This window comes from Franconibacter helveticus LMG 23732 (assembly GCF_000463115.2).
Classification (GTDB): domain Bacteria; phylum Pseudomonadota; class Gammaproteobacteria; order Enterobacterales; family Enterobacteriaceae; genus Franconibacter; species Franconibacter helveticus.
Genome location: NZ_AWFX01000003.1, coordinates 171,026 through 184,426 on the forward strand (window position 1 = coordinate 171,026; position 13,401 = coordinate 184,426).

Consider the following 13,401-nt stretch of genomic DNA (forward strand, 5'->3'; position numbering starts at 1 on the left):
CATTGATTTTAATTTGTTTTTATTTGTTGATTGTCATTCTGTGCCGTGAAGCCAGCATGCTATCTAAAAAAAACTTGCAATGCTGCTTAATAGCAACCATTATCATTTACGACAATTTTAGATATATCGTAATCTCTTTACCTTCACACTGGCAGGTCAGACATGAACCAGGTTACTCCTTATCCGCAGCGCGTACGCAACGAACTGCGTTTTCGTGAAATAACCGTACTTAGCACGGAGCGCGTAAGCGGTTTTCAGCGCATTGTTTTTGGCGGCGAGTCGCTGGCGGGCTTTACCTCTCGCGGCTTCGACGACCACATCAAACTCTTTTTCCCGCAGCCGGGTACAGAATTTGTGCCGCCGCAGGTCACTGACGAAGGGATTGTCTGGTCTGGCGATGTGCGTCCGCCTTCGCGTGACTACACGCCGCTGTTTAACGCAGAGCGGCAGGAACTCACCATCGATTTTTACGTGCATGACGCGGGCGCGGCGAGCGACTGGGCGGTGAAGGCGAAGCCTGGCGATAAACTCTGTATCGGCGGCCCGCGCGGCTCGCTGGTGGTGCCGGAAAATTACGGCTGGCAGCTTTACGTCTGTGATGAATCCGGCATGCCGGCCCTGCGCCGTCGCCTGGAAACCTTAAGCGCGCTGAACAACGCGGTGAAGGTGAAAGCCATCGTTACCCTCAGCGACCCGGCGTTGAAAAGCTACCTGGCGCACCTGACGCAGTTTGATATCGACTGGGTTATCGGCCACGATGAACAGGCAGTGGCGCAGCGGCTGGCGGCCCTGAACGTGCCGCAGCAGGATTACTTCCTCTGGATAACCGGCGAAGGCAAGGTGGTAAAACGCCTGTGCGAGCCGTTTGAAGGCAAAGTGGACGCCCAACTGCTGCGCGCGCAGGCCTACTGGCACAGCAAAAACGACTGATCTCACAGCGGGGAAAAGCCGTACGCTTTTTCCCGCCAATACCCCTTCTTTTTTTAACGCTTCCGGACGTATAATCCCCGCCCTTTGCTACTTTTTAACCACTTTCCGGAAGCACTATGAGTTCCCTTAGCCTTATCCAGCCCGACCGCGATCTCTTTTCGTGGCCGCAGTACTGGGCCGCCTGTTTTGGCCCGGCGCCGTTTTTACCCATGTCACGTGAAGAGATGGATCAACTTGGCTGGGACAGCTGCGACATTATCCTGGTGACGGGCGACGCCTACGTTGACCATCCGAGCTTCGGCATGGCGATTTGCGGACGCATGCTGGAAGCGCAGGGCTTCCGTGTGGGCATCATCGCCCAGCCGGACTGGTCGGGCAAAGAAGACTTTATGCGTCTTGGCAAACCGAACCTGTTCTTCGGCGTCACCGCGGGCAACATGGACTCGATGATCAACCGCTACACCGCTGACCGCAAGCTGCGCCACGACGACGCCTATACCCCGGATAACGAAGCGGGCAAGCGCCCGGACCGCGCCACGCTGGTGTATACCCAGCGCTGTAAAGAAGCCTGGCGCGACGTGCCGGTTATCCTCGGCGGCATTGAAGCGAGCCTGCGCCGCACCGCGCATTACGACTACTGGTCCGATACGGTGCGCCGGTCGGTGCTGGTGGATTCCAAAGCCGACATGCTCATTTTCGGCAATGGCGAACGCCCGCTGGTGGAAGTGGCGCATCGCCTGGCGGCGGGGGAGGCGGTGAGCGAAATTCGCGACGTGCGCAACACGGCCATTATGCTGAAAGAGGCGCTGCCGGGCTGGGCGGGCGTTGATTCCACGCGCCTTGACACGCCAGGGCGCATCGACCCCATTCCCCACCCCTATGGCGAAGATTTGCCGTGCGCTGACAAAGGCAAGCCCGCCGTGCAGAAGCAGGAAGCCAAAGCGGTAACCGTGCAGCCGCCGCGCCCGAAGCCGTGGGAGAAAACCTATGTGTTGCTGCCATCGTTCGAAAAGGTGAAAGCGGACAAAGTGCTCTACGCGCACGCGTCGCGCATTCTGCACCATGAAACCAACCCCGGCTGCGCCCGCGCGCTGATGCAAAAGCATGGCGATCGTTATATCTGGATCAACCCGCCCGCTATCCCGCTTTCAACCGAAGAGATGGACAGCGTTTTCGCGCTGCCTTACCAGCGCGTGCCGCACCCGGCCTACGGTAAAAAGCGCATCCCGGCGTATGAGATGATTCGCTTCTCCATTAATATCATGCGCGGCTGTTTCGGCGGCTGTTCGTTCTGCTCTATTACCGAGCACGAAGGGCGAATAATTCAGAGCCGTTCCGAAGAGTCAATCATCAACGAGATCGAAGCGATTCGCGACACGGTGCCCGGTTTTACCGGCGTGATTTCCGATCTTGGCGGCCCGACGGCGAACATGTATATGCTGCGCTGCAAATCGCCGCGCGCGGAGCAAACCTGTCGCCGCCTGTCGTGCGTTTATCCGGATATCTGCCCGCATATGGATACCGATCATACGCCGACGATCAATCTCTACCGCCGCGCGCGCGATCTGAAGGGCATCAAAAAGATCCTGATCGCCTCCGGCGTGCGTTACGATCTTGCCGTAGAGGATCCGCGCTATGTTAAAGAGCTGGCGACCCATCACGTTGGCGGTTATCTGAAGATAGCGCCGGAGCATACCGAAGAAGGCCCGCTGTCTAAAATGATGAAGCCGGGCATGGGCAGCTACGATCGCTTCAAAGAACTTTTTGATACTTACTCGAAAGAGGCGGGCAAAGAGCAGTATTTGATCCCCTATTTTATCTCCGCGCATCCTGGCACGCGCGATGAAGATATGGTGAATCTGGCGCTTTGGCTCAAGCAGCGCCGCTTCCGTCTTGATCAGGTGCAGAACTTCTATCCTTCGCCGCTCGCCAATTCGACCACCATGTATTACACCGGTAAAAACCCGCTCGGGAAAATTGGTTATAAAAGCGAAGAGGTGGTTGTGCCGCGCGGCGATCGCCAGCGTCGTTTACATAAAGCGCTGCTGCGCTACCATGACCCGGCCAACTGGCCGCTGATCCGCGAAGCGCTGGAAGCGATGGGCAAAAAACACCTGATTGGTTCGCGCCGCGACTGCCTGGTGCCTGCGCCCACGCTTGATGAAATGCGCGAGGCGAAGCGCCAGAACCGCAACACCCGGCCTGCGCTGACCAAGCACACGCCGGTTGCGCATCAGCGCCAGCAGCCGGCGCTGAAAAAAACGCGCCGCGCGAAAGCGCAGTAAAAGAAACCCCTCTTCGGCGGGGTTTTTGTTGGCGATCAGTAAAGTCCGAGCAGTTTCCACCAGGCAAGGCCGAGCGTCAGAAAAATCGCCTGGTTAAAGAGGCTGATGACAAAACCGGCGCGCCACCAGACGCCGGTCGGCACGTAGCCTGCGCCAAATAAAATCGGGCCGCGCGCATGGGTGTACTGCGTGAGCGAACAGTAGAGGCTGCTGGTGAAGGCGAGCATCAGCGCCATGGGAGCCGCAGGAATATTCAGGTTCAGCCCCACGCCAAGAAACACCGCATAGAGCGCGGCGATCTGGGCGTTGCCGCTTGCAAAAAAGTAGTGCGTATAGAAATAGGCGGCATTGAGCAACAGCAGCACCAGCACCCAACTGGTGCCCTGCATCATATGGCCGATGCTGTCGCCAATCAGGTTGCCAAACCAGCCTGTAAAACCGAGTTTTTTCAGCTGGTTCGCCATCATCAGTAGCGCGGCGAACCAGATAAGCGTATCCCAGGCGCCTTTCTCGCTCTTCACATCTTCCCAGCTTAATACGCCTGAAAGCAGCAGCAGCGACAGCCCGACAAACGAGGCGGTGGTCGGGTCCACGCCGAGCTGGCCGCCAAAAATCCACAGCACCAGCAACGTGACGACGGTAGCAAGCATCAACCATTCGCCGCGTTTCATCGGCCCCATTTGTGAAAGCTCGTTTCGGGCGATGCGCGGCGCGTCCGGCGTGTGTTTGATTTCCGGGCGCGTGAGCCAGTAGACCAGCAGCGGCACCGCCGCCAGCGACGCCAGACAGGGAACCAGCGCGGCCAGGAACCAGCCGCCCCAGCTCAGGGACACGCCGGCGTTGGCGGCGAGCTTCACCGCCAGCAGATTGCCGGTGTAGCCCGTCATAAACAGCGCAGCGGTCACGTCGTTGACGTTGCCGATGCAGGTGATAAGAAAAGTGCCGATCTTTTTACGCGAATCATCCTCCGGGCGGGAGTCGAAGCTGCGCGCCAGCGAATCGGCGATGGGATAAATCACGCCGCCGCAGCGGGCGGTATTGCTCGGCATGGCGGGGGAGAGCACCAGATCGGCAAAGGCGAGGCCATAAGCCAGCCCCAGCGTACGCTTGCCCAGCAGGCGGATCATCTGTAATGCGATGCGCCTGCCAAGACCGGTTTTGATAAAACCGCGGGCAATCATAAACGCCACCACGATAAGCCAGATAAGCGAGCTGTTCAGGTCGCTTAGCGCCGTGGCGATGGCGTCGCTCGCTTTGGTGTCTCCTGCGGCATAAGTGAGCGCGAAAAGGGTAATGCCGAGGATCCCGACGGCGCCTATCGGCAGCACCCTGGCGACAATAGCCGCAATGGTGCCGACAAAAATAATGGCGGAGCGCCAGGCGGGAGCAGTGAGGCCCTGCGGCGGCGTAAGCTGCCAGAGCGCTGCCGCGCAGAGCGTAATAATGATTAACGGCAGCCAGCGTACCCCTGCCGGTGATGAAGTAGCCACAATCGTACCCCTATTTATGCAGATTATTGGAAGAGTTCAATCATTCGGCTCTTGAATAAAACCTTTTTAAACAAGAGGTTACTATTGTGCGCCGTGACCATTGTCGAATACAGATGAATGTTGTGGAGAAAGCGGAGAGTCAGAATTACGCCGGGGAAAGGTAAGCCTGATGGCGTGCGCCAGGCGAAAGAGATAAGCCTTTCTTCCGATGGTCATTATTTCGCCAGCTTATAGAACTAGAGGTATCTTGAACGGCTGGGGAGGCATCAATGTACCTTTCATGGTGGTTAATCGTGCCGCTGCTGCTGGCGGTGGTGGTGCTTTTTAAGATGGTTTCCCGGCTGTCGCGGGAGGTGGATAAGCTTGAAGACGCGCTGGAAGAGAGCAAAGGAAAAGTCGAGCTTTTCCGCCAGTATGCCCATCGTTTTAAGCTGGTTAACCTCAGGATGGCGGCGGGGCTTGCGCAGATAAGAACGCTTTCGCACAACCTGGCGGGCTGCGACGAAGCGGAAAAAGCGCGATTGTTAAGAGAGATTGACGAGGCGTTAGCGCGGGCGACCGAAGAGGAACCGTTCGTGGACAGAGAAACGCTGACCCTGCCCGCGACCGAAACGCCAGCCGAACCGAAGTTACAGACGCAGCAGGCGAGTGTTTAAGCGGGAATAAAAAAGCGCAGCCCGGGCTGCGCTTTTTGTCGGTTTTATCCGCCGAACTGATCCGGGTCCGGACCCAGGCGCGTGCCTTTATCCAGCTTCGCGATCTCGCCCAGCTCGTCTTTATCAAGACGGAAATCCCAGACGTTGAAGTTTTCCACAATGCGCGACGGCGTTACCGATTTCGGGATAACCACCAGCCCGCTGTCGAGGTGCCAGCGAATGACAATCTGCGCCGGGGTTTTGCCATATTTATCCGCCAGTTCACGGATCACTTTTTGGTCGAAGACCCCTTCGCCGCCCTGCGCCAGCGGGCTCCAGGACTCGGTCTGGATCTTGTGCGTGGCGTTCCAGGCATGGAGCTGGCGCTGTTGCAGCAGCGGGTGCAGCTCAATCTGATTGATAACCGGCGTGACGCCCGTTTCATCAATAATGCGCTGAAGATGGTTCACCTGGAAATTACAGACGCCGATGCTCTTCACCAGCCCCTGCTTTTGCAGCTCAATCATGCCTTGCCAGGCTTCCACGTAATGGTCGATGGCAGGAACGGGCCAGTGCATCAGATAAAGATCCACATAGTCGAGCTGGAGTTTTTCAAGGCTCTCCTCAAGCGCCTGTTGAGGACGTTGCTGATCGTCATTCCACAGTTTGGTGGTGATGAACAACTCGTCGCGCGGAACGCCTGCGCTTTTTAACGCTTTGCCAACGCCCTCTTCGTTTTTATAGGCCGCTGCGGTATCGATGGAGCGATACCCCACCTCCAGCGCCTTGTGAATGGCGTTCACCACTTCCTCGTTGCCCGCTTTCCAGACGCCGAGGCCGAGCTGGGGCATGATAGTGCCGTCGTGCAGCTTGATTACGGTTGGATTTGCCATGCATGTCTCCTTCTGAGCTAACACGCCGGGGAAACCCCGGCGAAAGTCACGTGAGATTAAGTCTGGACGAAATAGTCAAAAACGAAAGGCCGGAGACAAAAAGCTTAACGCGCCGCCTCGTAAATGCGGCGGCTGACATCAAGCGTAATGTCCTTATGCTCGCCAAGCTGAGTCATGCCGTGTTCTTCAAGTTTGGCAAGCAGCGCCGGGATGGTGCTGCCGTCAAGGCCGTAAGCGGAAAGGCGGGTCGGCGCGCCCATTTGTTCGAAGAAATCGCGCGTGGCCTGGATGGCGGCCTCGATACGCGCATCGCTGCTGCCTTCGCGGATATTCCAGACGCGCTCCGCGTACTGCAACAGCTTCTCACGCTTCTGCTCGCGCTTTTCGTTGAGCAAATTCGGCAGCACGATGGCGAGCGTCTGCGCGTGGTCAAGGCCGTGCAGGGCGGTCAGCTCATGGCCGAGCATATGGGTCGCCCAGTCCTGCGGCACGCCCGCGCCAATCAGGCCGTTCAGCGCCATGGTCGCCGCCCACATCACGTTGGCGCGTACATCATAGTTTTCCGGCTCTTTCAGCGCCTTCGGGCCTTCTTCGATCAGAGTCAGCAGCAGCCCTTCAGCGAAACGATCCTGCACGCTGGCGTTAACCGGGTAAGTCAGGTATTGCTCGATGGTGTGAACAAAAGCGTCCACTACGCCATTCGCCACCTGGCGCGGCGGCAGAGTATAGGTGTAAACCGGGTCGAGTATGGCGAAAACCGGCTGTACGAAAGGCGATCTAAACGCCTGTTTATCGCCGGTGGCGCGACGGGAGATAACCGCGCCCTGGTTGGACTCAGAACCGGTGGCGGGCAGCGTTAACACGGAACCCATCGGCACGGCGGCTTTGATGTCGCGACCACCCGTTTGCAGGATATGCCAGGGGTCGATTTCTGCCGGATAGTGCGCTGCCGCCGCAATAAACTTGGTGCCATCGAGTACCGAGCCGCCGCCGACCGCCAGCAAAAATGTCACGTTCTCTTTACGCACCACCTCAACGGCTTTCATCAGCGTTTCACAGGTCGGGTTTGGCTCAATGCCGCCGAACTCCAGCACGTCCATCCCTTCCAGCGCCTGGTAAACCTGATCCAGCACACCGGTTTTTTTCACGCTGCCGCCGCCGTAAGTCACCAGCACGCGGCTGCCAGCCGGGATCTGCTCGCGCAGGTCGGCAATGGCGTTTTTGCCAAACAAAATGCGGGTAGGCGTATGGAGATTAAAATTATTCATTATCAGATGCCCTCTTAACAGATAAAACGTGGCGGCCCGGGGCTGCCTGCTGGCGAGTATTGTCCGCCCGGGCAGACGAAAGGCTCAATGCTCATTCCTGCCTTTGTCTTGCCTGTTTCTCCATGCAGCTGGAGAAAACGACGCTTTTTAAGCACACTGTCAGTGCTGAAAAAGTTAAGCGGAGCAGCGTGAAATGCATCGTCAGGCTATCTGCCAGCAGCTGGCAGAAAAAATTAAGTTATTGAAGATGAATGGAGAAATTCCGGAAGGGCTAACGGAGGAGGTGCGGTTACTCTACGGCACTGAGCCTTATCCGCGCACGCCGGTGATGTACCAGCCGGGGATAATAATTCTCTTTTCCGGGCACAAAACGGGCTATCTCAACGATCGCGTTTTTCGCTATGACGCGAACGAATACCTGTTGCTGACGGTGCCGCTGCCTTTTGAATGCGAAACGTTCGCCACGCCGCAAGCGCCGCTGGCTGGCCTGCGTATTAATGTCGATCTGCTGCAATTGCAGGAACTGGTGATGGAAATTGGCGAGGATGAGCGCTTTCGCCCGGCTACGTCGTCAAGCGGCATTAATTCCGCCACGCTTTCTGAAGAGATCCTCTGCGCCGCCGAGCGGCTGCTTGACGTGCTGGAGCGGCCGCTGGATGCGCGCATCCTTGGCAAGCACATCATCCGGGAAATCCTTTACCACGTGCTGATGGGGCCGCGCGGCGGCGCGCTGCTGGCGCTGGTGAGCCGCCAGACGCACTTTAGCCTGATAAGCCGCGTGCTGCGGCGCATTGAATCGCAGTACACCGAAACGCTTTCAGTGGATCAACTGGCGGCGGAAGCGAACATGAGCGTGTCGGCCTTTCACCATAACTTCAAGGCGGTGACCAGCACTTCGCCATTGCAGTACATCAAAACTTTCCGGCTGCATAAGGCGCGGATGTTAATGCTGCACGACGGCATGAAGGCGAGCGCGGCGGCGCTGCGGGTGGGCTATGAAAGCGCCTCGCAGTTCAGCCGGGAGTTTAAACGCTATTTTGGCGTAACGCCGGGGGAAGATGTCGCGCGGATGCGCCTTTCGTCGGGGCTGGAGATGCAGCCCCGTTAAGCGTTGCCCCGCAGGGTATTGCGGGGCGGGAACCTCAGGCAGCGCGTTTTTTCAGCACCACAATCACGGCGCTAAGCAGGCCCACGACCAGCAGCACGACAGGCAGAACCATCAGAAATGTCATCACCTGGTCTTCATGGCGCTTCACGAACGGGATCATGCTCAGGGCGTAGCCGAGACTTGTCACCACGCCAACCCACAGCAGGGCGCTCAGCCAGTTAAAAAACTGAAAGCGACGGTTAGAGAGCCCGGAAATGCCCGCCATGGTGGGCAGCAGAGTGCGTACAAAGGCGAGGAAGCGCCCAACCAGCAGCGCCAGCAGACCGTGGCGATCGAACATGCAGGTCGCCCGCTGGTGGTATTTTTGCGGCAGTTGCGCCAGCCAGCCCTTCACCAGGCGCGTATTGCCAAGCCAGCGTCCCTGTATATAGCTCAGCCAGCAACCGAGGCTCGCGGCGGAAGTGAGGATAATCATGGTCGGCACAAAGTCCATTACGCCTTTAGCGACCATGGCGCCCGCAAGCAGCAGCAGGCTGTCGCCCGGCAGGAAAGAGGCCGGCAGCAGGCCGTTTTCCAGAAACAGCGTCGCAAACATCACAAACCAGACGACGCCGACAATATGCGGGTCCGCCAGCGCGGCGAAGTCGTGTTGCCAGAGCGCAGCGATAATATTTTGTATAACAGCCATGAATAATCCTGTGGAACAGCCTGTGTAGACTTATTGTAATCGCAAACGCCCGCAACATCTTGATGCAGGCGTAGTAAACGCCGGGATTTCTGTCAGCCTGGGTGTCCACATTATATTAAGGAATGTTATGCAATGCGCTGGAAACCTGCTTCGAGATCGGCAATGAGATCGCCGACGTTCTCCAGACCGATGTGCACCCGCACCAGCGTGCCGGTGAAATCCACGCCGCCGGCCGGGCGTAGCGCGGCTATCTCTTCGGGCTGGTTCGCCAGAATAAGCGATTCATAGCCTCCCCAGGAATAGGCCATACTGAAATAGTGGAAATTGTCGAGGTAGCTCGCAAATTCCGCCTCGCTCAGGCGCTTTTTCAGAATGAATGAGAAAAGCCCGCTGCTGCCGGTGAAGTCCCGTTTCCAGAACTCATGCCCTTTGCTGCCGGGCAGGGCAGGGTGATTAACACGCGCTACCTGCGGATGCTGCGAGAGCCATTCGGCAATTTTCAGGCTGCTTTCTTCATGCTGGCGCAGGCGTACGCCCAGCGTGCGTAAACCGCGACTGGTCATATAGGCGGTATCGGCATCAAGCATCTGACCCATCAGGTAAGCATTTTCCCTGAGTTGCGCCCAGCAGCGTTCGTTGGCGACCGCCGTGCCCACCATGGCGTCGGAATGGCCAATCAGATATTTCGTGCCCGCCTGAATGGAGATGTCCACGCCGAAATCGAGCGCGCGAAACAAAATGCCCGCCGCCCAGGTGTTATCGATCATGATAATGGCGTGCGGCGCCACGCGACGCACGGCTTCCACAATGGCGGGCACGTCGTGCACTTCCATGGTGATGGAGCCAGGGGATTCCAGAAACACCACGCGGGTGTTGGGCTGTATCAGGGTCGCGATATCCGCGCCAATAAGCGGGTCGAACCAGCTGGTAGTCACCCCGAGTTTACCCAGAATTTTTGTGCAGAAATCCTGGGTCGGTTCGTAGGCGCTGTTGGTCAGCAGAACATGGTCGCCCTGTTCGACAAAAGCGAGGAGGGTGTTGGCGACGGCTGCCGCGCCGCAGGGGAAAAGGGCGCAGCCTGCGCCGCCTTCCAGTTCGCACATCGCTTCCTGCAAGGAAAAGTGGGTGAGGGTGCCGCGTCGGCCATAGAAAAGCTCGCCCTTCGCCCGGTTCGCGGTCGCCTGTTTTTTCGCTTCCACGCTTTCAAACACCAGCGAAGAGGCGCGCTGAATAATGCTGTTAACCGATCCCTGCGTGTAACGTTTATTGCGCCCCGCGTTCACAAGCGTCGTCTCGATGTGCTTTTCTGTCATCTGGCTTATCCTGTTTGTACGTCTGGATGTCTGGACATACGTTAACACGGTTCTTTGCCGCTGGTGCGCCCGGCAATAAAAAAAGCGCAAAAATCGCCGCCCGGCCCGCTTTACTGCGTAAGCGCAAAGAAATTTTTACTGTGCCAGGGCATTCTGTAAATACTAATGAGAACTACTATCAATTCGGCGTCGTTTTGGTATTATTACGACAGTTTTGATGTTTTTTCGTCCTGGAGATGAAGAGTGGGAAATAATTTGATGCAGACGGATCTTTCCGTCTGGGGTATGTATCATCACGCCGACATCGTGGTAAAGATTGTGATGATTGGCCTGATCCTGGCGTCAGTGATCACCTGGGCTATCTTCTTTAGCAAAAGCGCCGAGCTGTTAAGTCAGAAGCGCCGTCTGAAGCGCGAGCAGCAAGAGCTCGCTTCTGCCCGCTCCCTGAGCGAAGCGCAGGAAAAGGCCGCATCTTTCCATAAGAAAAGCCTCAGCCAGCAGCTGATTAACGAAGCGCAAAACGAGCTGGAGCTTTCCGCAGGCAGCGAAGATAACGAAGGCATTAAAGAGCGTACCGGTTTTCGCCTTGAGCGCCGCGTCGCGGCTGTCGGGCGTCATATGGGCCGCGGCAACGGTTATCTCGCCACCATCGGCGCCATCTCCCCGTTCGTGGGTCTTTTCGGCACCGTGTGGGGCATCATGAACAGCTTTATCGGCATCGCCCAGACGCAAACCACCAACCTTGCCGTGGTAGCGCCAGGCATCGCCGAAGCGCTGCTCGCCACCGCGATTGGCCTGGTCGCCGCAATCCCGGCGGTGGTGATTTACAACATTTTCGCCCGTATGATTGGCAGCTATAAAGCCACGCTTGGCGACGTTGCCGCGCAGGTGCTGCTGCTGCAAAGCCGCGACCTGGACTTAGCCGCCAGTTCACAGGCTCATCCGGTGCGTCCGGCCCAGAAACTGCGTGTAGGTTAATGCCCCATGGCGATGCGTCTTAACGAAAACCTCGACGATAACGGCGAAATGCACGAAATCAACGTTACGCCGTTTATCGACGTAATGCTGGTGCTGCTGATTATCTTCATGGTGGCCGCGCCGCTTGCCACGGTGGATGTAAAGGTGAACCTTCCCGCCTCCACCAGCCAGCCGCAGCCGCGTCCGGAGAAGCCGATTTACCTGTCGGTGAAAGCGGATAAAACCATGTATCTTGGCAACGATCAGGTGACCGAAGAAACCATGATCAACGCGCTGAACGCGGCAACGGCCGGCAAGAAAGACACCACCGTCTTTTTCCGCGCGGATAAAACCGTGGATTACGAAACGATGATGAACGTAATGGATACGCTGCATCAGGCGGGATATCTGAAGATTGGCCTGGTAGGCCAGGAAACCACGAAGAAGTAATCTCGTGGAGCAGAAAAAGCGCGGCGCAAGCCGCGCTTTTTTTATGGCTGTTTTAAGCGGTAAAGGCAAAGAGAGGCTGCATGCGGCTGCGGGCGCTTATCCCGCAAGGGCAACAGCCCGTTACACTATGCGCTTCGGGCCGATGCCGTGCAAAAGCCCGGCTCTGATGCGGATGTGCAGGTTAGCTCAGGTGTTCGCCGCCCGTTACGCCGTGTACTTCGGCGGTCACGTAGCTCGATTCCTGGCTTGCCAGGTAAACATAAATCGGCGCCAGTTCCGCTGGCTGACCGGCGCGCTTCATTGGCGTCTGCTGGCCGAACTGCGGGATTTTCTCCTGCGGCTGCCCACCGCAAATTTGCAACGGCGTCCAGATTGGACCCGGCGCGACGATGTTCACGCGAATGCCTTTCTCCGCTACCTGTTTCGCAAGGCCGCGGCTGTAGTTCAGAATGGCGGCTTTAGTGGAAGCGTAATCCAGCAGGTGCGGGCTTGGCTGATAAGCCTGAATGGACGACGTCGTGATAATGCTGGCGCCCGGCTTAAGGTGCGGCAGCGCCTCCTGGGTAATCCAGAACAGCGCGAAAACGTTGGTGGCGTAAGTTTTCTGGAACTGCTCGCTGGTAAGATCGGCAATCTGCTCAACGGCGGTTTGCTTACCGGCAACCAGCGCCAGAATATCCAGTCCGCCCAGTTCCTGAATGGAGCGGCGCACCAGGTCGCGGGCAAACTGTTCGTCGGTTAAATCACCCGGGATCAGCACAGCCTTGCGGCCCGCCTCTTCAATCAGCTTTTTCACCTCTTCAGCATCTTCCTGCTCGGCAGGCAGATAGTTGATAACCACATCTGCGCCTTCACGCGCATAGGCAATAGCAGCGGCGCGGCCAATGCCGGAATCGCCCCCTGTTACCAGAGCCTTACGACCTTTGAGGCGCCCGCTTCCGACGTAACTCTGCTCACCGCAATCCGGTACCGGATCCATTTTCGCCTGTACGCCCGGCGCGGGTTGTTTTTGCTGAGGATATTCGCCGGTGTAGAACTGGGTGGTGGGGTCCTGAATTTTCGTCTGATCGTTTGCCATTAGATCGCTCCTCTGTTTGAAAGTCTCCCCTTAAGGGTAGTGCCTTCTGCTGTGCTGTCGAAAATTATCAGGATATTCCGGTAATCCCGGCCGTTCGGCAGGCTGACTCGTTTCTTCAGGCGAAAATGGCAACAGGCTGAAAGAGAATAAAAAAGCGCTACTGCATCAGGATTTTGGCGGCGCGTCAGGAACGATCAGCGCAGGAGCGGTAACGGGTTTTGAGTAAGTGGCGGACCAGGGCGCCTGAAGAGGTGGCGCGGGCGGGGGCGTCTCTAAGGCAGGCAGGTCTGCCGCGCCGGGAACAGG

12 protein-coding genes are annotated in these 13,401 nt (G+C 57.5%); 6 read left to right on the top strand and 6 right to left on the bottom strand.

The features are described from left to right. Positions 1 to 162 precede the first annotated feature (162 nt). Both DW56_RS00880 and DW56_RS00885 read left to right on the top strand, forming a co-directional pair. Entirely contained in the window at positions 163 to 930 is a 768-nt protein-coding gene (locus DW56_RS00880; RefSeq protein WP_024554539.1) for a siderophore-interacting protein, read from the top strand. Positions 931 to 1,046: 116 nt separating this feature from the next. Next, positions 1,047 to 3,215, top strand: coding sequence for a YgiQ family radical SAM protein (locus DW56_RS00885; RefSeq protein WP_029589710.1), 2,169 nt, complete (start codon positions 1,047 to 1,049; stop codon positions 3,213 to 3,215). 35 nt (positions 3,216 to 3,250) lie between these two features. Here the strand turns inward: DW56_RS00885 and DW56_RS00890 are convergent, their stop codons facing one another. Then, the gene (locus DW56_RS00890; RefSeq protein WP_024554537.1) at positions 3,251 to 4,705 is read right to left on the bottom strand and encodes a DASS family sodium-coupled anion symporter; all 1,455 of its coding nucleotides are present in this window, start codon (positions 4,703 to 4,705) and stop codon (positions 3,251 to 3,253) included. Between the two features lie 269 nt (positions 4,706 to 4,974). Here DW56_RS00890 and DW56_RS00895 point away from each other — a divergent pair, with 269 nt between their 5' ends. Further along, complete coding sequence (locus DW56_RS00895; protein ID WP_024561902.1) at positions 4,975 to 5,361, top strand: hypothetical protein; 387 nt, start codon at positions 4,975 to 4,977, stop codon at positions 5,359 to 5,361. A gap of 44 nt (positions 5,362 to 5,405) precedes the next feature. On the opposite strand, the gene dkgA is transcribed toward DW56_RS00895, so the two are convergent. Both dkgA and yqhD read right to left on the bottom strand, forming a co-directional pair. Then, on the bottom strand, positions 5,406 to 6,233 hold the full coding sequence (gene dkgA, locus DW56_RS00900; RefSeq protein WP_024553952.1) for a 2,5-didehydrogluconate reductase DkgA: 828 nt from the start codon (positions 6,231 to 6,233) through the stop codon (positions 5,406 to 5,408). Positions 6,234 to 6,337: 104 nt separating this feature from the next. Next, positions 6,338 to 7,501 (bottom strand): alcohol dehydrogenase, encoded by a 1,164-nt coding sequence (gene yqhD / locus DW56_RS00905; RefSeq protein ID WP_024553953.1) that lies wholly within the window; start codon positions 7,499 to 7,501, stop codon positions 6,338 to 6,340. 193 nt (positions 7,502 to 7,694) lie between these two features. On the opposite strand from yqhD, the gene DW56_RS00910 reads away from it, so the two are divergent. Then, a complete protein-coding gene (locus DW56_RS00910) occupies positions 7,695 to 8,609 on the top strand; it encodes an AraC family transcriptional regulator (RefSeq protein WP_024561903.1) in 915 nt (304 codons plus the stop codon). A gap of 34 nt (positions 8,610 to 8,643) precedes the next feature. Here DW56_RS00910 and yghB read toward each other — a convergent pair whose 3' ends face one another. Next, the gene (yghB, locus tag DW56_RS00915; RefSeq protein WP_024553955.1) at positions 8,644 to 9,297 is read right to left on the bottom strand and encodes a DedA family general envelope maintenance protein YghB; all 654 of its coding nucleotides are present in this window, start codon (positions 9,295 to 9,297) and stop codon (positions 8,644 to 8,646) included. A gap of 125 nt (positions 9,298 to 9,422) precedes the next feature. Then, positions 9,423 to 10,610 carry a cystathionine beta-lyase gene (gene metC, locus DW56_RS00920; protein WP_024553956.1) on the bottom strand — a complete coding sequence of 396 codons (1,188 nt, stop codon included), beginning with the start codon at positions 10,608 to 10,610 and terminating at the stop codon, positions 9,423 to 9,425. A 243-nt stretch (positions 10,611 to 10,853) separates the two neighbouring features. Here metC and exbB point away from each other — a divergent pair, with 243 nt between their 5' ends. After that, on the top strand, positions 10,854 to 11,588 hold the full coding sequence (exbB, locus tag DW56_RS00925) for a tol-pal system-associated acyl-CoA thioesterase (RefSeq protein ID WP_024553957.1): 735 nt from the start codon (positions 10,854 to 10,856) through the stop codon (positions 11,586 to 11,588). Between the two features lie 6 nt (positions 11,589 to 11,594). Then, on the top strand, positions 11,595 to 12,017 hold the full coding sequence (exbD, locus tag DW56_RS00930) for a TonB system transport protein ExbD (protein WP_024553958.1): 423 nt from the start codon (positions 11,595 to 11,597) through the stop codon (positions 12,015 to 12,017). A gap of 181 nt (positions 12,018 to 12,198) precedes the next feature. Here the strand turns inward: exbD and DW56_RS00935 are convergent, their stop codons facing one another. Beyond that, the gene (locus tag DW56_RS00935) at positions 12,199 to 13,095 is read right to left on the bottom strand and encodes an SDR family oxidoreductase (RefSeq protein ID WP_024553959.1); all 897 of its coding nucleotides are present in this window, start codon (positions 13,093 to 13,095) and stop codon (positions 12,199 to 12,201) included. Positions 13,096 to 13,401 lie beyond the last annotated feature (306 nt).